Origin of the sequence: Vreelandella indica (assembly GCF_037070225.1) — a bacterium.
Classification (GTDB): Bacteria; Pseudomonadota; Gammaproteobacteria; order Pseudomonadales; family Halomonadaceae; genus Vreelandella; species Vreelandella arctica.
The window spans coordinates 1-24,455 of sequence record NZ_JBANSO010000034.1 but is presented as its reverse complement, the minus strand read 5'-3'; the positions used below and the strand labels follow the sequence as shown (position 1 = coordinate 24,455).

Below are 24,455 nucleotides of genomic sequence, written 5' to 3'. Positions count from 1 at the left end.
GGGTGCCTGGCTGGCACCCCATGTTGTTGCTTAGCCGACCCTCAACCCCTGGGGGATCCCTTGCCAAGGTTCGGTTCAAAGCAAGCAGGCTACCCAAGTTGGGTAATTTGCCTTGGCCGAGACGATAGCGCCTCAACCATTACAAAATCAAGACCATCTTAGGGCCTGCTGTGAATCGCGCGATTCACGCCGCTCGATCATAGCAGCCCTTTTTCCGGCCTACCACTAGAATCCTCACCTTTTTTAGTAAGGTAGCCTAGTCTTTTTGCTTAGGATCTCCGTCATCTTAGCCCGCGTTTGAGCGAATGATAAAGCGTTTTCGTACGCCGTTCGATAACTCTTACTGCACGCTTGGACTGTTGTGCACGCTGTTTCACCCTACCCTTGAGGGTGGCGGGGGTAGCACCGGGAATGGGGGCTTTGCCGTTTTCAAGCGGTGGGCTTGGGGCGGCATAGCGGTAATCTCCCACGGGCGTGGGCGCTTTTTTCGCGGCCGGGGCGCTGGTATCAGTGACACGCCAGCCGGTGGCTTCGCATGCGGCAGCAAACAAGCGCTCTAACGAGTGGGCAAGCGTGGCATCTTTTTGACCCAGCTCAAGGTCGAAGGCATCAAGGGTTACGTTTTTCAACAGCGGTGCCAGGGCTTGGGGACGGCACCAAAACATCGAACCCGCAAAAAAGCAGAGCGATTCGAGAGAGGGCTCGGTAATGCCCAGCTGGTTCTTCAAGTGGTTGAACCGCTGTGGGCTACTGAGCGGGTATCCCCAATAGTGGGCGTATGCCAGCCAATGACCCGCTGGCCCCACCATCCCCAGGTCAGGCTGCTGATCGAATGCGGTGAGTATGGTGCTTACTTGCTCACGGGTACCAAGCAGACTGCCTAGAAACTCTTGGCGCCAGTGATCGCCATCGGCACGGTGCAATGAGCGCTTCGCGTGTATTTTGCATACCTGCTGATAACCCAGCGACTCTATGGCGCCTAATATGGCTAAAAAGGGCGCGACATCCCGCCCGCGGTTGGGCCAGTGGATAATCGTTACGCCGGGGGTGTGCTCGCGTAAGGTGGCTTCGATGGCCGCAGAGGCATCTTGCGGTAGCGAAACGTACAGGTCGTATTCGCCTTGCAGCGCTTCCAGGTGCTCGGCTACTTCTTCCCACAGCTCGGTGTGGAAGAGGTGCAGGATCACGGCGGTGTCGTGGTGGCGCTTTGCTTGTTTAAGCACATCCAGCGCTGGCTGGTAATCCGTTGCGGTGCCGGTGGGAAATTGCGCCAAGGTCTGCTTGGTCGTTTCCAGGTAGGCGTAGCCGTAGTGGCGGTCTGGCTCTAAATAGGCACCTTCGGCCCATTCATTCCAGGCGTTAATAAATACCAGTTTGTCGTCGCCCGCGTGGCGGTCGGTTTCTTCACAGGCACCGGCTAGCCATTGGCGATAACCTTCAGGGCTGGCGTGATGGAAAATGTGCCCACGCCCTGGTTTGCGCGCTTCGTTATCCCAACCGGGGAACACGGTGCGATACAGGCGGTAATCCGGCTCTGGCTTGGCCAGCTGGGAAGCGACAAGATCGGGGTAGTCGTAGACGTTGCCCTGAAACTCGGGGTTGATAAAGCTCTGTTGGTCGTTGATTTGGCGTGCATGGGTGCCATGCGGCGGAAACTCAACGCCTGCATCAAACCCATAAGGTGCGGGGTCAGTAATGCCGAAGCTTTGCGCGGCGACTAAGTGTATTTCACCAATCCCCCGCTCACGGCAGTATTCACGCCACGTTTCGGCGGTTTTTTTGGCGTTGGGCAGGATATCCACGCGGTAAACAATCAGCAGCGGCTTGCCGTTAACGCGCAGGTAATTGGGCTTTTCGAGTAGCGGGGCGATGTCCTCGATGAACTCAAGGTCGTCTTGGGGTTCGTGCTTCTGTTCCATGAGCACGTCGTGCTCCTGGCCGTCCCAGCGACGGGTCCAGTTTTCGTTGGCCCAGCAGAGGCAAAAGGGAAAGTCGATATTGGGGTTATCGGCAAACAGGTCGATAGGCCGCTCCAACAGGCGCTTGCGGCCACTGAACCAGTAGTAGTGAAAGCAGAAGGCTTCTATACCGTGCAGTTGCGCCAATTCTACCTGGCGTTCTTGCACTTCGGGTAGGCGTAGGTCGTAGTAGCCTAGCTCGTCTGGGTGGCGCGGCTGGTAGTGGCCTTCGAACTGAGGCACGGCTTTGCCGACGTTAGTCCATTCGGTAAAGCCTTTTCCCCACCAGCGGTCGTTTTCGGCAATGGGGTGAAATTGCGGTAAATAGAAGGCGATAGCGCGAATTCGCGAAGGTTCCCACAGCGGCTTATCGGAGAGTTCCACATAGGCATCGCTGCGCCCGGCAGCTTCGGCGAACAGTTGTTCAAACAGTACACTGCCTTCTTCAGGGGCATCCACAACCAGTGCTTCTTCGCTGTGCTGCTGTGTTTGCAGGTAATGCAGCAAGGGGTTTTGGTGGTTGCCCATCAACTCTGGATGATGCGCTAGGTGCGCCAGTGTGCTGAATTGCGGCGAGGGGTCGCGCCCTTCAAACGCGCCGTAACGCTGGAAGTGGGTAAGCGCATCCAGTCCTTGGCTCTGTACATCTGGGTTGTGCATCAGATACCAGTTGGGGTCGAACAGACCCGATTGGGCAATCTGCTCACGCTGATGTTTATTCTGACGATAGCGCATCGGCCATAGTAGGAGTTGTTTTACCAGGCGCTTGGTTAACCAGGTGGGCGTATGCACACGGGTCATCAGCGTGGCGTATTCCTTCAGCAGCTGCCGTTCGCTTTGTTGCTGTTGCTGCTGGATACTCTGGTTTTCTGCCTGGTATCGTTCAATTTCGGCTTGAAGTTTCTGTGCTTCGGCCTGAAAACGCCCGCACTCGGATTCAAGCTGCTCACTTTGCGCCTGGAGCCGCTCGTTCTCGGCCGTAAAGCTTTCCAGGCGGTGGTCCCGCTCTTGTATCGCGGCCTCACGCCTGCGTATCTCTTCTGCCTCTTGGCTGATTTGTTGCTCTCTCTGGCGTACGGCGTCGCTGGAGGCAATGTCATATTGGAAAAAGCTGCTTCCGCTTTTGGGCAATTCAGCATCACTGGCCATTGCGATCCAGTACATGGGGCGTGGTAAGCCTGCTTGCCCCTGGTGATGTTCGGTGTCGTAGCTTTCGATAATACTTGGCTGCGTATCGAATATCGCCGAGCCAAACACCACTCGTTGGCCGAGCAGGTGGTGATGGCTGAAATGCTGGGCCAGCAAACTTTCAAATTCGTCGTGGTAAAGCTCTTTAACGTGAAAGGGGTTGTTGTAACCGGGTACATCGCTGTATTCACGCTTGTCAGGGCTGGAGATGATCAGCAGCCCGCCTGGGCGTAATACGCGTTTTATGTCTTGAAGCATCGCTTGGTGCTGGTCGTGATGCTCGATGGTTTCAAAGCTGACCACGACATCGACACTAGCGTCTGGCAGCGGGATGGCAGTGCAATCACCCTGACGGTATTCGAGATTGTCGCGCTGGTAGGTGTGTTCGGCATGACGCACTGCGTCTGGGTCAATATCCACGCCGATGACATGAGCGGCTTGGGCAGCCAGCAAGTGGCTGCCGTACCCTTCCCCACTGGCAATATCGAGCACTCGCTTATCGGCCACGAAGCGTGTTGCCAGCAAGTAGCGGTGATAGTGCTCTGCGACGATGTCGCCTTCGAATTCGGCTAAGAAACGCTCTCCCGTGCTGGGCAGCGTAATAAGGGGGTTATCACTCATGATTGTGTTCTACCTGTAAACGAATGTCATGCATGGGAATACCCACCAGGCCATGACTGTGACTGCTGGAGTGTGATTTGAAGAATAAAGCATCATGCAACCAGTGGTGCTGCACGTGGTCGTCCTGGGTGCCATCGGCGATGGCAACGCTGACACTGTAGTCGCCATGGGGAAGAATCGGCATCCGAAATGTAAAGCTGGCACTCAGCATGCTTGCGGCTTTGGCATCCACGGGGTTGTCGCAATAACTGAGAAAGGTGTTGTCGCCGAAGAGCGTTTGGCCTAGGCGGTCTTTGACATAGAATCCCATAATCGGCTTGAACAGATGGTGCTCTTGCTGAACCCGGGCAATGACACTGAGCGTCACTTCTTCCCCACCGACGATCCAGGTGAGCGGGTGCCCCGCGCTGTCGTGTAGCAGCACTTCTTCAATATTCGCGCCGCCCTTGCCAAAGCCTTCGGCAGCGGGGTCGAAGCTAAACACTTGGATATCGTTGCGGTAAGCACTGGCGTTAATAATGTCCTGGCGCATATCTCGGGACAAGGGGCGTAGCCGCTCTTGTTCTTCCTCGCGCTCAGTGGCATTAGTGTTGTTGGTTCCTGCTCCTTGATTGGATTCGAAAAAAGCCTTGAGATAGGCATCAGCGACATCCTTGGGCCGCCCTTCAGCAACAACCTTGCCATGGTCCAGCCAGATGGCTCGTTGACACAAGCTTAAGACGGCTGCGGTGTCGTGGCTGACAAACAGCACGGTGCCGTGCTCCATAAAGCGGCGTAAGAAGCGCATGCATTTTTGTACGAAGAAGGCGTCGCCCACCGCCAGCGCTTCGTCTATTACCAGGATGTCAGCATCGACATGGGCAATCACGGCAAACGCCAGGCGCACGTACATGCCGCTGGAGTAGGTTTTCACCGGTTGGTCAATAAAATCGCCGATTTCGGCAAAGGCGAGAATATCATCAAGCCGTTCGTCGATCTCAGTTTTGCTCAACCCAAGCACCGAGGCGTTCATATAGACGTTTTCACGCCCGGTGAATTCGGTATCGAACCCTGCGCCCAGCTCTAGTAATGCGGCTATTCGCCCGTGGGTTTGTATTTCGCCACGCGTAGGCGTGAGAGTGCCACACATCATTTGCAGCAGGGTGGATTTACCCGAGCCGTTTCTACCTATGATGCCAACAGTCTCCCCCTTGAGTACTTCAAAGGAGATGCCGTCGAGCGCTTTAAATTCCCGGCCGTAGTGCGTGGCGGTTTTGCCTGCCAGGCGCTGCACGCGAGGCACAACGAATTGTTTGAGCCGGTCGCTGGGCGCATTGTAAATTTGGTAATATTTGGCAACATCCTTCAAGGTGATGACCGGGGGAGCTGCCTCGGTTTGTTCAAGTGTTTCAGAGGACATCAGCAAATCCTTTTCGCGTTTTCTGGAACCAAGCGAATCCTAGCCATGCTACCCCCAGTGATACCGCGAGGTATTTAATTAGCCCGCCTATATCAGGCAGCCGCCCTTCTAGCAACACTACCCTCGCTTGCTCGATAATGAAGGTGAGGGGGTTGGCATGAATCACGCCGTGAAAACTTTCAGGCAGGGCCGAAATCGGGTAAAAAATCGGTGAGAGAAACAATAGCATAGTGGCGATTAGCCCCATGGTTTGGCCTATATCACGCAGAAAAACGCCCAGCGATGCCAGCAACCAGCTAATGCCCATGGTTAATACTATTAACGGCAGAAGCACCAGCGGTAACATCCAGAACGTCCAGGGAATACTGCCTAGCACCACCAGCTGGGCCAAAATCAACACGAGCGAACTTATAGCCGCATGAAAAAGCGCTGAGCCCAGCGGTATCAGCGGTAAAATTTCCAGCGGGAATACCACTTTTTTAACGTAGTTGGTATTAATGAGTATCAAGCTAGGTGAGCGCGTGAGCACTTCGGCCAGAAGGCCATGCACAATGAGCCCGGCAAATAGCTGTAGAGCAAAGACGCCTTTGCTCTCTTCACCCTCTACCCCCCAGCGTGCATTGAAAACAACCGTAAATACGAAGGTGTAAATGACCAGCATAATAATGGGGGTAACAAACGACCAGGCCAGACCTAGCAGCGAGCCCTTGTAGCGCCCGAGTACATCGCGCTTAATTAGGCGTGCTATTAATTCGCGATAGCGCCATAAGTGCACCAGCATGGCGCGCGGCGATATCGTATTTAAAGCATGTGGGTTCATTGGTTCTCTTTACACCATTCGATGTGATGAATTTGAATACGTGAGTGGAAGGCGCCCAGCCCTTTTGCTCCAGGCAGAAATAAAGGCGCAGATGTTACCTCAGTCACCCTTTGTTAAGAAGAGCAGCCACTAGCATAGCGGCATTACCCTGCCATGTTTGCCGGTAAACACGTGCTTGCATTAACCCTTGTAGGCGTTGCCATGGGTTGCCCTGGCGTGAAAGGCGGTAACGGTCGAAGCTCGCTTGGTGCTGGGGTTCAAGCCATTCCCGGTGCGCCATGAGTGCGGTTAAATTACGTTCAATTTGGATACGGTGGCCTCCTTGCCATAGGTGTTGCATTCTCGTTAATAGGCTTTTCATTCCGCGCTTCATGCCGATCAGGTTGCTGGCGTGCTGGCGGTAATCTAAACAGGCGTTGCTGTCGTAAACCACGTTGCCGCCACACCCGCTTATCAACAGGTAACACCACCAGTCGTGTAAGCCCGTATCTTCCCCATGAGGGGAGCGCACCAGGAAACCGCGCGCGGCCTGGTTAAAGACCATGGTGTTGCCGCTGGCTATGTTTTGTACCAGGGCGTTTTCAAAGCTGGCGGGGCGCTTTTGCAGCGTTGAGTAGCCCGTTGGCTTGCCTTCCTCATCCACCAGCCGCGATCTCGCGGTATACAGCCTAGGTTGACTAGCGTTACCCGCTGATAGCATCGCTACCGCCCTTTTAAGTTTTTCGGGGTACCAGCGGTCGTCCTGGTCAGCAAAGGCGTAATAGTCGCCTTGAATCGCCCCGTTGCGAACTAGCGACATAAAGTTGGTAGCAAACCCTTGTTGCTTGCCTTGATAAATTTTCAGACGCTGCTCTCCCCAGCGCTGCTGGTAGGCTTTCAATATGTTGAAGGTGCCGGTTTGGGGGCTGTCGTCTGAGACATGCAGTGTCCAGTGCGTGTGCTGCTGCCGCTCAATCGAATCTAGCTGCTCTGATAGATAAGCTTCACCGTTATAGGTTCCCATTAAAATGGCAACATGAGGGGTTAGAGGCGGGGTGACCGTTTCCATACTTGTACTCAAAACGCGATTGCTCCGTGTCAGTCAGCTGACCAGCGGGTAGTATACGCAGATGCCTGCCGGTTTTTTATAGGCAGACGCCATTCACTTACCTTGAGCTTGACTGATTTATGCCCGTTGCAGTTCCCCTTCGCTCTTCTGTGGGTGTGTGTGTCCCCACATTAAATGCTGGCCCCATGTGGCATCATTGGCTTGCCTGCATTGCGCCTGCGGCCGCGGATTTTCGCGTTTTGGTGGTGGACTCTTCTTCTGACGATGGGACGGCCGAAGCAGCCCAGCAGGCAGGGCTTGAGGTAATGGTGATTGAGCGTTGTGAGTTTGACCACGGGGGCACACGCCAGCGTGCACTTGCTCATTTAAGCGACTGCGATATCGTGATTTTTCTGACCCAGGATGCGTTGGTAGCAGACCCGGCAGCACTTTCCCAGCTGGTAGCGGCGTTTGATGACCCGAACGTGGGGGCCGCGTTTGGCAGGCAGTTGCCCCATCTTGATGCCACCCCTATTTCAAAGCATGCGCGTTACTTTAACTATCCTGCCACGTCGCGCGTGGTCGATGATGCGGATATCCCACGCTTGGGTATTAAAACGGCGTTTCTTTCTAACTCCTTCGCGGCTTACCGCCGCGACGCCCTGTTGGACGTTGATGGTTTTCCTGAAGGCACCATTCTTAGTGAAGACATGATTGCGGGTGCCAGGTTATTAAAAGCCGGCTGGAAAATCGCCTATTGCGCCAAAGCCCGTGTTTTCCACTCCCATAACTACTCGGTGCGGGAGGAGTTTCAGCGTTATTTCGATATTGGTGTACTTCATCACCGCGAGGCGTGGTTATTGGATTGGCTGGGCAAGGCTGAAGGTGAAGGTGGGCGGTTTGTGCGTTCGGAAATGCGTTATCTATTACGCGAGGCGCCGTGGCGGCTGCCGGAAGCAGCGCTGCGTACGGTATTAAAGTATGTGGGCTATCGGTTTGGTAAAGCGGAAAATAAGCTGCCGCTGAGATTAAAGCGCTGGCTTTCTATGCATAGCCATTACTGGCATTAGCCTTCAGCCGCCTAGGGTTGGTAGTTAATGAACCCGCGCGAGAGCGTCATGGCTAATATTTTTAAATCAAAACCCAACGACCAGTTATCAATGTAATAAAGGTCGTATTCTACCCGTTTTTGCATCTGCTCTAGGGTGTCGGTGTTGCCGCGGTAGCCGTTTATCTGCGCCCAGCCTGTCATGCCGGGCTTTACACGGTGGCGCTGCATGTAGTTTTGAATAACGCCTTGGTAATACTTGTTGTGATCCAGCGCGTGAGGGCGTGGTCCTACCAGCGACATTCTACCTTGCAGTACGTTATAGAGCTGCGGCAATTCATCCAGGCTTGTGCGACGTAAAAAAGCGCCTAGCGGTGTAATGCGTGGGTCGTTTTGACAGGCTTGCTGGGTGCTGTTGGCTTTGTGAACGCTCATGCTTCTAAATTTGTAGATCCGAAAGCATTTGCCATCAATACCATGCCGATGTTGTTTAAAAAGTACCGGCCCGCCCATCTTCCACTTGACTAACCCAGCAATTAATAACATCACCGGTAGAAAAACAATAAATATCAGCCCGCCTAGCAAGCGGTCTTCCAGATTTTTTATAAGCCTTAATGGGCTACTGTCCAAGGGGCTGTAATTAAGCTCTAGCGAATATAGCCCAACCACCTGTGCCATGCGGTGGTTTAGCAGGCGAATATCAGAAAGGTCGGGGAAATAACGCACATTGACGGGAATATTAATCAAACTGGCGGAGACCAAACGCACTTTATCGCCGTCGCTTAGTGGGTAGGTGAGCCAAATTTCATCAAATTCTCTTTCAAAAGAGCTTTCTTGGGCCAGCGTGTTTAGCTGCTTATGAAAGTGATCAGAGTCATCATCCGTGTAGGCAGTTTGCAACTTATAGCCCGCGTATACCATGGCATTGAGATGGTCTTCCAGACGCTCAATATTGCTACTTCGGCCAATAATAACGATACGTTTGCGGTTTTTGCCTTTGGCGCGGAGGTTCCTGAGATAAATATACAGCGCAGCACGCATTGCGCTGCCGGTGATCAACACGGCTACCGACGACACCCCCATCCAAAGCCGCGAGAAATTTTGGGTATTTTGAGTAGCGACCAGCAATAGACTCAGCAATACGATGGTTGCCAGCCAGCTAAGGCCGTATACGCCCAGCATGCTGAACAGACTACGCCCCCGCCATGGCTGGTAAAGCCCTAACAGCTCACCAATCGCGGGAAGCAGCAGGCTGCCAATGACCATTAGAAAGAGGTAGTCATCTTCACGGTAGTTAATGTGAGACATGGCCCACAAAATTAACCACGACACAATGATGGCGATAGCTGCGTCAAAGCAACGCATGGCTCTCCGTAGCCAGTCGTTGCTTTGCGTACCTTTTAACGCTGCCATGAGGTTAGGTTTATCCTGAGGTGGTAGCGGTTAGATCTGTTAACGATAGCAGTAACACCATTACATTACCCAGGTCATCACTACCTAGCTCCCCAATGGCTGACTGCAGTGCCAGGCTGTCTAGGGCGTATTCACCAATCGTATCCACATATTGAATACGCTGATCATAGAGGCTGGCACGGGCGTCCAGCACGTCCACTAAATCGCGTAGCCCTAGCTGTTCGCCACGCTCGGCCGCTTGCAGAAACAGTTGGCTTGAGGCGATGGCCTGCTTGAGCGCTTCAATACGGCGTACATGGCCATTTAATGAGCGTAGCCGCTGACGCACTTCTTGCCCGGCGAGATTGAGCTGGTTATCAAAGGCTGCCTGGCTGGCGTTGATGCTTTTTTCGCCCTGCCTGACATTGGCAGTGGTATAACCGCCGCGGTAAATAGGCACACTCACTTCGACACCGGCGCGGTAATCTTCACTTTCGCGCAGCTCATCATCACTGGTGCGGTCTGAATAGCTCAAGTTTAGATTTACTTCTGGGTAGTAGCCCGCCCGACGGGTGCTGGCATCCGCTTCTGTAATACGCTGCTCTTGGCGCGCTAACAAAACATCCAGGTTTTGCCCTGTACGAGATAACCAGTCCTCTTGTTCGCCCCATTCGCTTGTTAGCGTTACTTCCGATAGCTCGCCAATCGCTAAGCCACGAAACTCGGGCAGTGTGCCAGTAAGGCGCTCTAGCGTGCTCATGGCATTATCAAGCTCGTTTTCCGCTTGTACGGCGTCTGAAATAGCTTGATCCAAACGTGACTGGGCTTCCAGCAGGTTGATGCGGTCGCCCACGCCTAGGTCATAGGCACGCTGCGCTTGGCGAACCTGCAGTTCCAGCGACGCTTGCTGAGACTCTAATAAGCCGAGGCGCTGAGAGGCTAAATAGGCTTGCACGTAAGCTTCACTCACCTGCAGCGCCAGGTCGCGCTCGACCACTGCCAGTTGAAGCTCGGCGGCATTTACTTGGGCATCGGCAACATCCATGCCGCGCCAGCGCTCTAAACTAAACAGAGGCTGCTGCAGCTGCACTTGCCAGTAGTTTTCTTCAATCTCACCGGGGCGTTGCGCTGGTTGGTCAAGGCCAAAGTCGTCGGGTGAGGTTTGAATATTGGTGGAGTCTTGCCAGAGATAGCCACCCGTGGCGCTTACTTGCGGCAACAGCTGCGAGCGCGCCATAGGGATTTCTTCCCGCGTGGCTTCCAACTCATAGCGTTGGCGCGTGAGATCAGCATCATGCTCAAGCGCCCGCCCAAACAAGGCGGGCAGCGAGGGTAACTCTGCGGGCACATTCGCGGATTGATCCAATCCCGCTAATTCTTCCATCGCCGCATTACCTGCTGGCGTGTCCTGCTGTGTATCGACGGGCTGTGCATACAACAGCGGCGACAGCAGGCTAATAGCAAGCGCGAGGGGGGCAATTTTGGCAGTTTTAATTAGCAACATCCTAGTTATTAATCCTCTCGTAGAGCGCGCGCCAGCATATCGGTGATGGGCTTGGCGATGTAGCTAGCAAAGGTGCGTTCACCTGTGCGTAGCATTACCTCTGCGGGCATACCAGAGAGTAGCTGCATCTGTTCATTCATTTGCGTGTAGCCTTCTTCGGTGACACGTACCCGCGCGCGGTAATACTGCTCCCCCGTGGCTTCGTCTTCAAAGCTGTCCGCGCTAACGTGAATAACTTCGCCATCAATCACATCGGTTAGGCGTTGATTGAAGGCGCTGAAGCGAATTTCGGCAAATTGGCCGATATGGATATTGTCGATATCACGCGTGGGAATGCGCGCTTCTACCACAAAACCTTCATCAGAGGGGACGATATCCATAATGGTGTCACCCGCGCGAATAACGGCCCCTACCGTATGCACTTGGCGGCCTACTACGGTGCCTGAGACTGGGGCGGTGACCACGGCGCGCTCTACCTGGTCTTGTAGCGAGATAATCTGCTCTTCTGCTTCGGCAATTTGCGCCTGGGCGTCGCGTAGCTGTTCGCCGACTTCTTTCTGGAACTCTTGTTGCTGGATTTCGCGCTCCATACTGTTTTCGCTAATTTGCGAACGCAGTTGGGCAATATTGGCGCGGAACTCAGCGTTGTCGCCTTCGTACTGAAGCACTTGGCGCTCTAACTCACGCAGGCGCTGATTATCGCCCAGGCCTTCACGGTAGAGCGAGCGGAAGTCTTCAGCTTCTGAACGTAATGAGCTAACGCGGCGCTTATTGACACTGATACGCTCTTCCAGCCCTTCGATCTGTTCACGCATTTGCACACTTTGCTCGTCCAGCGCTTCCAGCGTGCTTTTCAGCGACTGACGCCGGGCGGCGAACAGGCTTTGCTGAACGGCGATGACTTGCTGAACCCGCGGGTTATCGGTGTCTTGAATATCGTCGGGAATTTCCATCATTTCCGCGCCTTCTTGCTCGGCGAGCAGGCGGGCTTCCATGGCGCGGTTTATCAAATATTGAGAGCGGGCAATAGCAAGCTGCGAGCCAGCCTGGGTATCACTTAGCACGACCAGCGTGTCACCGGCTTCTACTTTGTCGCCATCTTCCACCAGCAGCTGCTCAACGATACCGCCTTCCAAGTGTTGCACGGTGCGCTTGAAAGACTCAATCGAAACGCTACCCGGCGCGACCACGGCAATAGCGAGTGAAGCCGTGGCGGACCATAAAATAAAACCGCCCAGTGCGACAAACAGAATTGCATAACCCAGCTTGCGGTAGCCTTTGTCGCTGGTTGGCAGCTTTTCACTGGCCTCCCCGTCAATCGTCATCGGCCCTTTGGGGGTGACGTCGATCTCAGATGATGGAAGGTTGCTCTTCTTTTCGTCGCTCATGACTTCTCCTCGTTACCACGGCCACCGGAGATGGCTGAGAGACGGGCAGTGCTTTGCTGACTGACTTGCTCACGCGGCTTTTTGGCAAACTGGGCGAGTACTTGGTCGCGCGGCCCAAACATACTGACTTGCCCTTCTTTCATCACCAGCAGCTTGTCCATATTCTTCAACACGCTGGTGCGATGGCTGATCACAAACAGAGTGGCGCCTTCGGCCTTCAACTGGGCGATCGACATGGCTAACGCTCGTTCACCGGCCTCGTCCAGGTTGGCGTTGGGCTCATCCAATACCACAAGCACTGGGTTGCCATACAACGCTCGTGCCAGCCCCACCCGCTGACGCTGACCACCGGAGAGCGCGCCGCTATTGGAGGAAATGACCGTGTCGTAACCGTTGGACAGTTCCAGAATCATTTCATGCACGCCGGCTTTCTTGGCGGCGTCTACTACTTTCTGCGGGTCTATGTTGCCAAAACGGGCAATGTTTTCACTGATGGTGCCGTCAAACAGTTCGATGTCTTGGGGCAGGTAACCAATATAGGGGCCAATTTCGTCACGGTTATACTGGGTAATTACCCCGCCATCCAGGCGTACATCGCCGACTTGTGAGGGCCAAATACCCAGTAGCACCCGCGCTAGCGTGGATTTACCCGCGGCGCTGGGCCCGATAATGCCCACGTGTTCGCCTTTCGGTACGCTGAAATTAATGCCGCGAATGGTCGCCATACGCGACCCTGGCGGTGCGGCGGCTACGCCTTCTAGCGCCACCACGCCTTGCGGTGCAGGCAACGACATTTTGCGCTCTTCACCGGGGATCTGCGTCAGCAGTTCATTTAAGCGCTCGTAAGCACCGCGTGCGCTGACAAAGCCTTTCCAGCCACCAATCATTTGGTCGATAGGTGCCAGTGCACGGCCCATTAGAATGGAGCCGGCAATCATCATGCCGGGGGTCATTTCGCCTTGAAGCACTAGAAACGCACCCAAGCCCAAGATCAAGGATTGGAATAGTAACCGAAGCACTTTTGAGGTGTTGGTTAAGGCGCCCGCTCGGTCGCTGGCCTGGGACTGTTTCGATAGGAATTCGTGATGACGCTTGGACCAGCGCCCCATAATGCCCGGCAACATACCCATGGCATGCAGCACTTCGGCGTTACGTAAATTGGAGTTGGCGAGGTTTTGCGCTTGGATATGTTCGCTGTTGGCTTCGGCGAGCAGCTTTTTAGTCGCTTTCTCATTGGCGATGGCCAGCCCTAGCAAAATAATGCCCGCACAGGTGGCAAACACGCCTAACCAGGGGTGGAAAATGAACAGTACGCCGAGGTAAACGGGCACCCAGGGCGCATCAAAAAAGGCAAACAGGCCGTTTCCAGTTAGGAACTGGCGCAGGCTGGTCAAGTCGCTCAGTGGTTGAGCGCTTTGGCCGCCCTGCGCTACTAAACTACGGCGGAACATGGCGCCATACAGGCGTTCGTTAATGGTGGTATCTAGTTTGTTACCAACGCGCACTAAGATGCGCGAGCGTACAAGCTCTAAGCCCCCCATGATCATAAAGAGGAACACCACCACCAGGGTGAGCATTACCAGGGTATCAACACTCTGGGTGGAGAGCACCCGATCATAAACTTGGAGCATGTATAAGGGCGGAACAAGCATCAGTAAGTTGACAAACATACTGAAAAAGCCCACCGATAAGAACGAACCTTTGCAGGCTTTCAATGCCCGTTGCAAATCCGTTGCTTCCTGTTGCTTTGCCATGAAGGGTTCACCGTTGAATCGAAGAGGCGTCAAGCGCAGAAAAAGAATGCCGCAGCATAACAGAAGAGCACCAAAGGGGGTAGGCCGCTTAACCGCCCTTTAGGACGACCTAAAGCGCAACAATATACACCCAACCACTTGAAAGCTATATGAAAGCATCATCCATGACCCCTCTGGCGGTAGACTAACCGCAATGGAGCAGAAACAAACGAACACCAGCTGGTATGCCGTTCATTGCAAGGGTGGGGAGTCCTTTCATGCCGCTGAAAATTTAGCCAACCAGGGATTTGAAATCTTTCACCCTACGCTCCGTTTGCGCTAAAAGCGCCAAGGCCGTTTGCAGTGGATAACAGAGCCCCTCTCCCCTATTACCTGTTTACTACGCCTTAACCAAGCCAATAGTGATTGGCGCCCCATTCGCTCAACACGTGGGGGGCACTAAACTGGTCAGCTTTTCAGCTTTGACCTTACGCCTGCCAAGGTGGCCGATGAGTTCATCGCCGCCTTACAGGACCACACCCAGCACGCTGCCCCACCTGAGAACTAATACCTAGTGATACGGCTCGGCGAAACGGTGAATGTAGACACCGGTCCCTTTGCAGGCACAGAAGCCGTCTTCAGCAAGGCGCTATTCAACCAAAAAAAAGCGAAGAGAAGGCCATGGTGCTTATTTACTTGGCGAAGATATTGATTTCCATGGTCTGCGCCATGCCGCTGTATCCTGGACGCTGCTGAGGTTGCATGCTGCGCAGCACGACGATTTCAGGGATTCGCTTCAGCATTGTCATCATTGGATGTTTCAGCCGATGTCTTTGCGAGATACTTTGAGATACTTCTGTGGCGCCGAGAGGCACGACACGCTTAAAAGAGGCTCTTTATTGTTGCATGTTGCCAAGTGGATCGGGCATCGAGAGCCAAGCACGTTACTGCGGCACTATGCGCATACGCTAGGGCTGATTCATAGCCATGTGCTGGCACCCAAATAAGGCGCATTTTCCACACTGGATGTTTAAACCGGAAGGTTTGGAGGCGCTATTGCGCCATGTCTGCGGGGCCGAAGGGGAAGATGCCATCGCCACTAGCGTATCAAGCATCATGCCAATGCGTAGGTTGCTCGGCTGTTTTAATCAAAGCCTCTGATACTGAAATGTTAAGTGCACCGAACCGAACACACAAGAGCCGCAGGACACTCCGCGCAATTCGACAGAGCGACACTCTAACAACAACTATGATGATCGACCTAAACCCTGAGGCTCTGGCTGCATGGCAGGCAAACATCTAAAAAATCCGCAGCATTCTATCCATCAATAAGATAAAGCCCAGCGACCGGCTGGGCTTTATGATGTTTGACGACTTTTTAAACGTAGCTAATTTTTAAACGTAGCTAAGACACACAAGTTTCTACAAGCTGAGCCATTTAATCTTGAGTTCCAGAATAAAGTTCTAAGTAGCGGTTTTTGGAGGGTAGTAGATGCTGGCGACACAGCTCAGACAGGCGTTCGCGGTCTTCGTCGCGAATGGCGTCAATCATCAACTGGTGTTCATTTCTGGCTTGAGCTAGAGCATCGCGATCCGTAATCGCGATGAAGCGGATGCCATGCGCCTTCTGAGCGAATTCATTAATGGTAGCGTACAAGTATTCATTCCCGCAGGCTCTGAATAAGGTGCGGTGAAAAGCGATGTTCATATGAAACACCTGCCTAAGGTTGTGAGCGTCCACAGCTTCGCTGTGACACTGATGAACCTCCTCAAGCTCTGTAAGCCATTCCTGCGGAGCCGGCAATGGCAGCCTACTGACTGCCGCTAGTTCGAGAATCTCGCGCATAGCGTAGATATCCTCGACCTCTTCCGGCGGATAGCTCCTGACGAAAGCACCTCTGTTTTTGATGCGCTCAGTTAAACCGATGGTATCGAGTTGGAAGAGAGCCTGGCGAACAACGTGTCGTTTGCAGTCGAAGCGCTCCATCATGGCCTCTTCGACCAGCCGCTCACGCGGGTGCAATCGGCCGAGCACAATATCCTCTTCTACAGCGCTCACGATGTCATCGACACCATTTGCAGATGTAGCGGATTTAGTCACGGCGCCACTTGCGGTGAGCGGCTGGACAGTTCGGTTCATGATGGCTTTCTCAGCATTCATTGCAGTGCACAAGGAAAGTAAGTGTATCAAAATCGCTTTCAGGCTTCATGCTGTCTCGGTATCCGGCACGTAGGTTCAGGTCGGCAAGCGCGAAAATCGCAGCCCTCCTCGGCTTGAAGGATTTGCTCCATAAACAGGCGTCGATAGCCCAATAGGGGTGCCCCGCCCTCCTCACCCTTGAAGGCTTGGCGTCGAGCATCAAGCTCATTGTTATCCACTTCTAGGTTCAACTGATTGTTAGCAACATCCAGCGATATGAAATCGCCATCGCGCACCAACCCAAGTGGGCCGCCCTCAGCGGATTCTGGGGAGACGTGGAGCACGATAGTGCCTGCCGCAGTGCCACTCATGCGTCCGTCGGAAATGCGCACCATATCTTTGACGCCTTGAGCGGCGAGTTTCTTGGGAATCGGGATGTATCCCGCTTCGGGCATACCCGGTGCTCCCTTGGGACCGATATTCTGTAGTACTAGCACGTCATCAGCTTGCACATCCAGATCTGGATCATCGATGCGGTTCGCCAGGTCTTCTAGCCCCGTAAACACGACAGCACGACCGCGATGTGTCATAAGTTCGGTCGAGGCGGCTGACTGCTTAATAATGGCGCCGGACGGTGCCAAGTTGCCACGCAATACGGCTATGCCCCCCTGAGCGTAGACCGGGCTGTGCATGGGCCGCACGACTTTTTGGTCGATGAGATGGACGGCGGCATCGATATTTTCACCCAGGGTATGGCCATTGATGGTCATGGCGTTCAAGTGTAACAACGGTTTTAACTCACGTAGCAAGGTGGGCAGGCCGCCTGCTCGATGCAAATCTTCCATGTACCCTTCTCCTGATGGCTTGAGATCCATCAGTACAGGGGTTTCCTGGCTCATTCGGTCAAATGCCTCAAGATCAATGTCGATGCCCAAGCGCCCTGCGATAGCGGTCAGATGAATCAAGGCATTAGTGGAGCCGCCTAAGGAGAGCAGTACACGCAGGGCATTCTCGAAAGCTTCAGGGGTGAGAATTTGATCTGGAGTAACGCCTGCGTGGGCAAGCGCGACGGCTTGGGCGCCTGACTGCTCGGCAATGCGTTGCCGGTCAGCGTAGACGGCCGGGGCGGTGGCGCTATTGGGCAGCATTATTCCCAGTGTCTCGGCTAGGCAGGCCATGGTGCTTGCGGTGCCCATTACCGAGCAAGTACCCACGGTAGGGACCAGCTTGTCGTTGACTTCGTTAATTTCCGCTTCGTCGATGTCATTACCACGGTAGGAGGCCCAGTAACGGCGACAATCAGTGCAGGCTCCTACGCGCGTACCACGGTGTGAGCCTGCAAGCATGGGCCCGGTAACGACTTGAACTGTCGGAACACCGGCGCTAGCGGCGGCCATCAGCTGTGCGGGTACGGTTTTATCGCAACCGCCGATCAGTACCACGGCATCCATCGGCTGGGCACGAATCATCTCCTCCGTATCCAATGCCATAAGGTTACGCAGGTACATGCTGGTGGGGTTAGCGAAAGATTCATGAAGGGTAATGGTGGGAAAGTCTACCGGTAACCCGCCAGCGAGCATGACGCCACGCTTAACGCTCTCGACCAATCCAGGCACATTGCCATGACAGGCATTGTAGCCACTGTAGGTATTGGCAATCCCAATGACCGGACGCGAGAGTGCATCATCCGTATAACCCATGCCCTTGATGAAGGCCTTGCGCAGAAAGAGCGAAAAGTCTGCATCACCATAGTTGGTTAGTCGATTGGACATGCCCAAGGTAGGGCCTTCAGATGTCGATTCATGACGCTCTTTGCCGTTGCTATTGTTTTTAAAGTTCTGGCTCATTGCGGTTTCCTCTATTTTGTTCGCGGTTTCTCGGAGGGGTCCGTAAAGACGGTTCTTGATCATTAGGCTAGGCGGTATAAATCTAGCTGGCAAGATTATTAATAATATTATTGACAATATTATTGATATGCAACTACGTTGGATAGTGCAAGCACGCCTTGCGCAACCATGTGCATCACAACGACAAACAGCACTTGAGGAAATAACAATGCAAATCCGTAGCATTTACACAGCGTCCCTACTATCCGCCCTGATGCTTTCAGGCGCCGCTCAGGCGGAGTATTCAGCAGCCGATGAGATTAAGGTGCTTCAAGGATTTAAGGCAGGTGGAGGTAGCGATACCTTGGCTCAGTTGACCCAACCATTTTTGCGAGAATCCCTGGGCGTGGAATTTATTAATGAATACATTCCCGGCGCCACAGGCGCGATTGCCTGGACCCGCCTAACCCAACAGTCGGCAAATGATGGCAGCGTCATTAGCATCACCAATACCCCGATGCTTATGACGAACTACATCATGAATGACGCTATTAATTACTCAATCGACGAGCTTACACCCATCGCCAACGTGGTAACCGACCCAGGCGTTATCGTGGTGCCGGAAGACAGCCCCTATCAAACAGTGGAAGATTTTCTCGCTGCTGCCGAGGAACGCCCGGGCCAGATTACGGTGGCAAACTCAGGCGTCGGTGGAGATGACTTTTTCTCGACCATCATGATTGAGAAGGCAACGGGGCTGTCCTTCCAAAAAGTCCCTTTCCAGGGCGATGGGCCCTCCGCAACAGCAGCCTTGGGAAGCAAGGTCGACGCCAGTTTCAATAACCTTGGTAATGTCTATGGCCACATCCAGTCGGGCAGCCTGCGCCCTCTCGCCGTCTTCACCAAAGAGCGTCTGGATATCCTGCCTGATGTGCCCACCATGATTGAGAAAGATATTAATGTCGTGGCTGGCTCTTCACGCGGTTACAGCGCACCCGCAGACATTCCTGATGAAGCACGCGATGAGCTTATTGCTGCCTTTGAAGCCCTAAAAGATAACGAGGAGTTCCAGCAGACGGCTCAGGAACGTGCCATGAATCTCGACATCCAGACCGGTGACGACTACGGCCAGATGATGCAGGACATGGAAGGCCAATTCGAAGAGATCTGGGCTGATGTCAAAGATGAGGTCAACCAGTAAGTCGTTGCACCGGCAGAGGGAAATGGCGAATCGACAAAGGGGTATGAAATGAACATAAGTCGTCTGGTCTTGGGTTTTTTTGCCATTGGCATTGCAGCGACCTTTTATATCACTGCGATGGGCTATCCCGCTAAGGCGGCGAACATGCCCCTTATCTATTCGGTTGTTGTGGCCTTATTAGGAGCTGCGATGGTGGGTCAGGAGGTATTTAGTATCCGGCGGCGTCGCCAGATGTCGGCTGATGGAGCAGCAACCTCTACTCATAATGCCCTTTCGGAGGAGGCAACCGTGAACGGTCAGGCTAGGCGCCGCAAGCCATGGAAGGCCATGCTGACCTTCCTGCTGGCCGCGGCCTACCTTTATAGCATTTCGATATTGGGGTACCTGATCGCCACTGTTGGCTTCATGGTCGTGGCATTGGCGATGATCGGGCATGTTTCATGGCGCTTCGCCGCCATAGGCATCGTGCTGCTGATCACGGTGGTATGTGCGGTTTTCATTGGCTTTCTGGGCCTACCTGTCCCCCTACTGCCGCCCCAATTTTCCTCATAACGACAATTAGAGCACTTCTTGTCCCCGGTTCGTATTGCTTAGCAAGCAATAATAACGTGCTGGGGGTGGGTGCCTGACGCAGGCTTCTGGAGTCTAGTCATATGGATAATCTTGTTTTGGTGGGCCTGACCAACGTCATGTCGTTCACCAACATTGCCCTGATCCTGGGCGGTACCCTCCTGGGGCTGTTCGTGGGTGCCATGCCAGGGCTCTCAGCGACCATGGCGCTGGCGCTGCTATTACCCCTCACCTTTGGCATGGACCCCGCGTCGGGTCTTAGCATGTTGGCCTCACTCTATGTGGGCGCCTCCTACGGTGGCTCAATCGCCGCTATTTTGTTGAAGACGCCCGGCACCCCCTCGGCCGCAGCGACAGTTCTCGATGGATTCCCGCTATCGCAACAGGGCCAGGCCGGGAGAGCGTTAGGTGTGTCGCTCTTCGCTTCTTTTATCGGTGGCCTTTTGAGTGGCATCGCATTGCTCACTGCGGCGCCGTTACTTGGCGTATTGGTGCTCAAGTTTGGCCCTATCGAGCTGTTTGCGATCGCCGTATTGGGCATCACCATCATTGGATCGTTATCACAAGGTTCGGTAATCAGTGGTCTGCTCTCGGGCACCTTGGGTCTACTGTTGAGCACGGTAGGCATGGATCTGATCACCGGCACGCCACGGATGACTTTCGATGTCATTAACTTGTTCTCGGGTATCGAGTTTACCGTAGCGCTTATCGGTCTGTTCTCGATCCCACAGGCGTTGATATTGATCGAGAATGCCCATGGTGCCCAGAAGGTGGCAAGCAAAATCACCGATAGGTTGATTCCACCGCTCGCTGAGATACGCCGCTTGTTACCCAATATCTTCCGTTCCAGTGGCATCGGCATCATTACCGGCCTCATACCGGGTACCGGCGGTGATACTGCCAGTTGGTTCGCTTACAACGAAGCCAAACGCTTTGCCAAAGATAAGAGCCGCTTTGGCAAGGGGGACATCGCTGGGGTGGCGGCACCTGAAGCGGCTAACAATGCGGTAGTGGGCGGTGCTTTGATACCCACTATTGCCTTGGGCATTCCTGGCAGTTCCTCTACCGCCATTCTGCTCGGTGCGCTAATGGTCCAGGGTATTCTACCGGGGCCTAACCTGCTCACGGACTATGGAGATGTCACTTATACCCTGATCTGGGCGGTGATTATTGCCAACATTGGCCTACTGCTAGTGGGGCTGCTGTTTACCCGACTCTGCGTAAGTGTGACACGTGTACCAGACAGCTTTGTGGCTTGCTCAATCATTACGCTGTGCGTGATTGGCGCCTTTGCTATCAATAACAGCTTGTTTGAGGTTGGGTTGATGCTGGGCTTCGGTCTGTTTGGCTATTGGATGAATAAAGCAGGTGTGTCACCAGCACCAATGGTAATCGGTTTGATTCTCGGCCCAGTCATGGAGACCAGTTACCAGCAATCGATGCTAATCGGGCAAGGCAACTTGAGCATCTTTTTGACCAGCCCTATCGCTGTCGTGCTTCTCTGCATTGCCGCCCTCTCAGTACTCCAAGCGACACCCTTCTTCCGCTGGGTGCGGTCTGCACTGCGCCCACGAACTCAGACCGAATAACCCCCACACTTAATTCGAGGATTCATCATGACAACGATAACCGAAGTGCGTGCTCGAACGGTCAATGTACCGCTGGATAACCCCACTAGCTTTTCCAATCGTCAGGTACTCAAGCGTGATTATGTGCTCGTCGAAGTGGTTGGCGATGATGGCCATATAGGCATTGGATTTTGCTATGGCGGCAACAATGCTGGCTCACTAGTAGCTAATGCAGTAAGGGAGCTATTGAAGCCGGTGCTGTTGGGGGCGGACGCTCATGCCACCGAAGCACTGTGGCAGGCAATGTACCAGGAATCGCTGCTGCATGGTCGCAGCGGTTCGGTAATGCGCGCCATCAGCATTCTGGATACAGCGTTATGGGATCGTAACGCCCGCGCCGCAAACCTACCGCTCTATAAGTATTTGGGCGCCAGCGATACCCACAGCGTGCCGGCTTATGCCAGTGGGGGCTACTACCTGGACGGCAAAACTCCCGCGATGCTTGGTGAAGAAATGGCCGGCTACGTAGCAAAGGGCTTCACCGCAGTGAAGATGAAAGTGGGCCGAGAAGATTTGGCTGGAGAGGAGGCACGTTTGGCGGCGGTGCGTGAGGCAGTGGGTCCTAATGTGCAAGTGATGATGGACGCCAACAATGCCTGGCGTGATCTGCCGTCGGCACTGGCCTTTATGCGAATGGCCGAGCCCTATAATCCGTTCTGGATCGAGGAGCCTTTCAGTCCTGATGACATCGACAATCATCGCCGCTTGGCGGAGCGCACCCCAGTTCCGGTGGCCACCGGCGAAATTGAAGCAGGCCGCTGGCGTTTCAAGGAGCTGCTGGACAAAGAAGCCGCCATGATTTTGCAGACCGATGCGGCGGTTTGTGGAGGCATCACAGAGTTTCGGCGTATCGCCGCAACGGCTGCCAGCTATGGAGTGGATATTTATCCGCACTGGTTCCACGACTTGCATATCCACCTGGTGGCATCGGCGCCCAACGTAAAAATGGTTGAGTTCTTTGCCGACGATCAGGTGCTTAACTTCAGGCGGCTTGTGGATACGCAGTTAGAGTTTGCCGACGGGCATCTGCTGCTGCCCACCGCTCCTGGCCTTGGCTTCGGATTTGATCAGGCTGCGCTTGAGCGCTACGCCATCGAGCCTTGGCACTAATTGAATAATAAACAATAAGGAGAAAGTCATGTCACAATTGAGTGGAGACGTCTGGTCACCCGTCATTACCCCCTTTGGCGCCGACTTGGCGCCGGATACCCAACGTTTTGTAGCGCATTGCCAGTGGCTGGCTTCAAATGGCGTTGGCTTGGCCGTGTTCGGTACCAATTCCGAGGCCAATTCAATGACAGTGTCTGAAAAGCAGACGCTGTTAAAAGCGCTGGTGGATGGCGGTGTCGATCCCTCCAGGATTATGCCCGGCACCGGGAGCTGTACAATTGATGATTGCGTGGCGCTGACACGCGAGGCGGTGGACGCTGGCTGTGCCGGTGTGCTGATGCTACCGCCTTTCTATTATAAGGGCGTTAGCGACGAAGGCTTGTTTCGCTACTACAGCGAGGTGATCAACCGTGTCGCAAATTCGCGCCTACGGATCTACCTCTACCATATCCCACCTGTCACTCATGTCCCGCTCTCGTTTGAACTGATCGAGCGTTTACGTGACGCTTTCCCGGGCATTATTGCCGGCATCAAGGACAGCGGCGGAGACTGGGCACACACCCAAGCCTTAATAGAGCGCTTTGGTGGGGAAGATTTTGCTGTGTATGCCGGCAGCGAACGATACCTGCTGGATACCCTTCGGGCAGGGGGTGCTGGCTGCATTAGTGCCACTGCCAATGTCAATCCGGCGGCCATCGTTGAGGTGGCAAGGCATTGGCAGGCGGACGATGCCGACGAGCGTCAACAGCGCCTTAACGTTGTGCGTGACCTGTTTGAACAGTACCCACTGATCCCTGCCATGAAGGCGGCAACAGCTTATTTCTCAGGAAAAGACGCTTGGCGGCGTGTGCGACCGCCCTTAGTGGAGCTGGAGGAGCAGCGTGCGTCTGAACTCGTGTCTTCGCTTAAAGCGACAGGATTTCAGATGGAAGGCGTAGATGAGGCGAACCATGGCTGAGCAATTAAAATCGTGGCGTATTGTCGCCGTACGACGGCTCAGTGAGGCTCAGCTTGAGGCGCTTTCCGAGGTTGCCGAGGTCGACTACTTCGAGGACGTGGACGAATCAAACCGCGCTGACTTTATGGCAGCGCTTTCCAAGGCTCATGGCCTAATTGGCGGCAAGCTGGAACTCAACGAGGCAATGTTGGCCGAGGCACCAGCGCTACAAGTGGTTTCCACCATTTCAGTGGGTTATGACCACCTGCCTCTTGAGGCACTTAACCGGCGCGGCATTCTGCTCTGCAATACGCCCGATGTGCTGACTGAAACCACCGCCGATACGGCATTTGCGTTAATCATGGCGACCCAGCGTCGGCTAGTCGAACTAGCCAACCTGGTTCGTGAGGGTGGCTGGCGTGCACATATCGGTGCCGAGCACTTCGGAGTGGATGTACACAGCAAAACCCTCGGCATTGTGGGTGCAGGCCGTATTGGTGCGGCGATTGCCCGGCGTGGGGCGCTGGGTTTTGGCATGCCTATCCTCTACACAGCCTCTTCCTCTAAACCTGCCCTTGAACAGCACTTAGGGGCGCAAAGGCGAGAGCTAAATGACCTGTTAACCGAAGCGGATATCGTCTGCATTAGCGTGCCCTACAACAACGATACACATCACTTAATTGACGCCGATGCCCTAGCACGCATGAAACCGACGGCTGCCCTAATCAATATAGCGAGAGGTAAAGTGGTCGACGAGCCAGCACTGATCGAGGCACTCCACTCCGGCCAAATACGTGCCGCTGGACTAGACGTATTCGCCGAAGAACCTCTCCCATCCAGTTCGCCCCCTCTGTCAGCCTAGTTGTCCGGTTGGCGATATCGCCTAAATCTAATCCAGAGGGAGCGGCATGGAGCCCTTGTGCCACGTTATTCTGCAGAGCGTAAAGCAGCCGTCCTGAAGAAGT

Annotated in this window: 18 protein-coding genes; 8 read left to right on the top strand and 10 right to left on the bottom strand. The window is 54.2% G+C overall.

Annotated elements, in window-relative coordinates; genetic code table 11:
• Positions 1-281: 281 nt before the first annotated feature.
• The 4 genes from V8L71_RS18320 to V8L71_RS18305 all read right to left on the bottom strand — a co-directional run bounded on the left by V8L71_RS18320 (position 282) and on the right by V8L71_RS18305 (position 7,034).
• Entirely contained in the window at positions 282-3,767 is a 3,486-nt protein-coding gene (locus V8L71_RS18320) for a glycoside hydrolase family 99-like domain-containing protein (RefSeq protein ID WP_336275057.1), read from the bottom strand.
• A complete protein-coding gene (locus V8L71_RS18315; protein WP_336275056.1) occupies positions 3,760-5,166 on the bottom strand; it encodes an ABC transporter ATP-binding protein in 1,407 nt (468 codons plus the stop codon). Before V8L71_RS18315 ends, V8L71_RS18320 begins: the two co-directional genes overlap by 8 nt.
• Positions 5,156-5,986 carry an ABC transporter permease gene (locus V8L71_RS18310; RefSeq protein ID WP_336275055.1) on the bottom strand — a complete coding sequence of 277 codons (831 nt, stop codon included), beginning with the start codon at positions 5,984-5,986 and terminating at the stop codon, positions 5,156-5,158. The genes V8L71_RS18315 and V8L71_RS18310 overlap by 11 nt, the downstream gene beginning before the upstream one ends.
• 103 nt (positions 5,987-6,089) lie before the next feature.
• Entirely contained in the window at positions 6,090-7,034 is a 945-nt protein-coding gene (locus V8L71_RS18305; protein WP_336275054.1) for a glycosyltransferase family 2 protein, read from the bottom strand.
• Between the two features lie 119 nt (positions 7,035-7,153).
• On the opposite strand from V8L71_RS18305, the gene V8L71_RS18300 reads away from it, so the two are divergent.
• On the top strand, positions 7,154-8,083 hold the full coding sequence (locus V8L71_RS18300) for a glycosyltransferase family 2 protein (RefSeq protein WP_336275053.1): 930 nt from the start codon (positions 7,154-7,156) through the stop codon (positions 8,081-8,083).
• Between the two features lie 11 nt (positions 8,084-8,094).
• Here the strand turns inward: V8L71_RS18300 and V8L71_RS18295 are convergent, their stop codons facing one another.
• The 4 genes from V8L71_RS18295 to V8L71_RS18280 are packed head-to-tail and all read right to left on the bottom strand — an operon-like array spanning position 8,095 to position 14,099.
• Positions 8,095-9,426, bottom strand: coding sequence for an undecaprenyl-phosphate glucose phosphotransferase (locus V8L71_RS18295; protein WP_336275052.1), 1,332 nt, complete (start codon positions 9,424-9,426; stop codon positions 8,095-8,097).
• A gap of 58 nt (positions 9,427-9,484) precedes the next feature.
• The gene (locus V8L71_RS18290) at positions 9,485-10,957 is read right to left on the bottom strand and encodes a TolC family outer membrane protein (protein ID WP_336275051.1); all 1,473 of its coding nucleotides are present in this window, start codon (positions 10,955-10,957) and stop codon (positions 9,485-9,487) included.
• A gap of 8 nt (positions 10,958-10,965) precedes the next feature.
• Positions 10,966-12,345: an HlyD family type I secretion periplasmic adaptor subunit gene (locus tag V8L71_RS18285; RefSeq protein WP_336275050.1), complete on the bottom strand. Its 1,380-nt coding sequence runs from the start codon at positions 12,343-12,345 to the stop codon at positions 10,966-10,968.
• Entirely contained in the window at positions 12,342-14,099 is a 1,758-nt protein-coding gene (locus V8L71_RS18280) for a type I secretion system permease/ATPase (RefSeq protein ID WP_336275049.1), read from the bottom strand. The genes V8L71_RS18285 and V8L71_RS18280 overlap by 4 nt, the downstream gene beginning before the upstream one ends.
• A gap of 193 nt (positions 14,100-14,292) precedes the next feature.
• Between V8L71_RS18280 and V8L71_RS20790 the strand changes: the two genes are divergently transcribed.
• Positions 14,293-14,421, top strand: a complete 129-nt coding sequence (locus V8L71_RS20790) for a transcription termination/antitermination NusG family protein (protein ID WP_431313195.1) — start codon at positions 14,293-14,295, stop codon at positions 14,419-14,421.
• A gap of 1,095 nt (positions 14,422-15,516) precedes the next feature.
• Here V8L71_RS20790 and V8L71_RS18275 read toward each other — a convergent pair.
• Positions 15,517-16,218, bottom strand: coding sequence for a GntR family transcriptional regulator (locus V8L71_RS18275; protein WP_336275048.1), 702 nt, complete (start codon positions 16,216-16,218; stop codon positions 15,517-15,519).
• Between the two features lie 59 nt (positions 16,219-16,277).
• Positions 16,278-18,065: an IlvD/Edd family dehydratase gene (locus tag V8L71_RS18270; RefSeq protein ID WP_336275047.1), complete on the bottom strand. Its 1,788-nt coding sequence runs from the start codon at positions 18,063-18,065 to the stop codon at positions 16,278-16,280.
• Between the two features lie 208 nt (positions 18,066-18,273).
• Between V8L71_RS18270 and V8L71_RS18265 the strand changes: the two genes are divergently transcribed.
• From V8L71_RS18265 to V8L71_RS18240, 6 genes are all read left to right on the top strand, one after another.
• Positions 18,274-19,245: a tripartite tricarboxylate transporter substrate binding protein gene (locus tag V8L71_RS18265; RefSeq protein WP_336275046.1), complete on the top strand. Its 972-nt coding sequence runs from the start codon at positions 18,274-18,276 to the stop codon at positions 19,243-19,245.
• A 48-nt stretch (positions 19,246-19,293) separates the two neighbouring features.
• Positions 19,294-19,797, top strand: coding sequence for a tripartite tricarboxylate transporter TctB family protein (locus tag V8L71_RS18260; RefSeq protein ID WP_336275045.1), 504 nt, complete (start codon positions 19,294-19,296; stop codon positions 19,795-19,797).
• A 101-nt stretch (positions 19,798-19,898) separates the two neighbouring features.
• Positions 19,899-21,404: a tripartite tricarboxylate transporter permease gene (locus V8L71_RS18255; RefSeq protein WP_336275044.1), complete on the top strand. Its 1,506-nt coding sequence runs from the start codon at positions 19,899-19,901 to the stop codon at positions 21,402-21,404.
• A 27-nt stretch (positions 21,405-21,431) separates the two neighbouring features.
• Positions 21,432-22,553 (top strand): mandelate racemase/muconate lactonizing enzyme family protein, encoded by a 1,122-nt coding sequence (locus V8L71_RS18250; RefSeq protein WP_336269533.1) that lies wholly within the window; start codon positions 21,432-21,434, stop codon positions 22,551-22,553.
• A gap of 28 nt (positions 22,554-22,581) precedes the next feature.
• On the top strand, positions 22,582-23,511 hold the full coding sequence (locus V8L71_RS18245) for a dihydrodipicolinate synthase family protein (RefSeq protein WP_336269534.1): 930 nt from the start codon (positions 22,582-22,584) through the stop codon (positions 23,509-23,511).
• A complete protein-coding gene (locus V8L71_RS18240) occupies positions 23,504-24,352 on the top strand; it encodes a 2-hydroxyacid dehydrogenase (RefSeq protein ID WP_336275043.1) in 849 nt (282 codons plus the stop codon). Before V8L71_RS18245 ends, V8L71_RS18240 begins: the two co-directional genes overlap by 8 nt.
• Positions 24,353-24,455: the final 103 nt, after the last annotated feature.

Coding starts and splice junctions, on each gene's coding strand:
- V8L71_RS18320 (WP_336275057.1), bottom strand. CDS start 3,767: ATGAGTGATAACCCCCTTATTACGCTGCCCAGCACGGGAGAGCGTTTC.
- V8L71_RS18315 (WP_336275056.1), bottom strand. CDS start 5,166: ATGTCCTCTGAAACACTTGAACAAACCGAGGCAGCTCCCCCGGTCATC.
- V8L71_RS18310 (WP_336275055.1), bottom strand. CDS start 5,986: ATGAACCCACATGCTTTAAATACGATATCGCCGCGCGCCATGCTGGTG.
- V8L71_RS18305 (WP_336275054.1), bottom strand. CDS start 7,034: ATGGAAACGGTCACCCCGCCTCTAACCCCTCATGTTGCCATTTTAATG.
- V8L71_RS18300 (WP_336275053.1), top strand. CDS start 7,154: ATGCCCGTTGCAGTTCCCCTTCGCTCTTCTGTGGGTGTGTGTGTCCCC.
- V8L71_RS18295 (WP_336275052.1), bottom strand. CDS start 9,426: ATGCGTTGCTTTGACGCAGCTATCGCCATCATTGTGTCGTGGTTAATT.
- V8L71_RS18290 (WP_336275051.1), bottom strand. CDS start 10,957: ATGTTGCTAATTAAAACTGCCAAAATTGCCCCCCTCGCGCTTGCTATT.
- V8L71_RS18285 (WP_336275050.1), bottom strand. CDS start 12,345: ATGAGCGACGAAAAGAAGAGCAACCTTCCATCATCTGAGATCGACGTC.
- V8L71_RS18280 (WP_336275049.1), bottom strand. CDS start 14,099: ATGGCAAAGCAACAGGAAGCAACGGATTTGCAACGGGCATTGAAAGCC.
- V8L71_RS20790 (WP_431313195.1), top strand. CDS start 14,293: ATGGAGCAGAAACAAACGAACACCAGCTGGTATGCCGTTCATTGCAAG.
- V8L71_RS18275 (WP_336275048.1), bottom strand. CDS start 16,218: ATGAACCGAACTGTCCAGCCGCTCACCGCAAGTGGCGCCGTGACTAAA.
- V8L71_RS18270 (WP_336275047.1), bottom strand. CDS start 18,065: ATGAGCCAGAACTTTAAAAACAATAGCAACGGCAAAGAGCGTCATGAA.
- V8L71_RS18265 (WP_336275046.1), top strand. CDS start 18,274: ATGCAAATCCGTAGCATTTACACAGCGTCCCTACTATCCGCCCTGATG.
- V8L71_RS18260 (WP_336275045.1), top strand. CDS start 19,294: ATGAACATAAGTCGTCTGGTCTTGGGTTTTTTTGCCATTGGCATTGCA.
- V8L71_RS18255 (WP_336275044.1), top strand. CDS start 19,899: ATGGATAATCTTGTTTTGGTGGGCCTGACCAACGTCATGTCGTTCACC.
- V8L71_RS18250 (WP_336269533.1), top strand. CDS start 21,432: ATGACAACGATAACCGAAGTGCGTGCTCGAACGGTCAATGTACCGCTG.
- V8L71_RS18245 (WP_336269534.1), top strand. CDS start 22,582: ATGTCACAATTGAGTGGAGACGTCTGGTCACCCGTCATTACCCCCTTT.
- V8L71_RS18240 (WP_336275043.1), top strand. CDS start 23,504: ATGGCTGAGCAATTAAAATCGTGGCGTATTGTCGCCGTACGACGGCTC.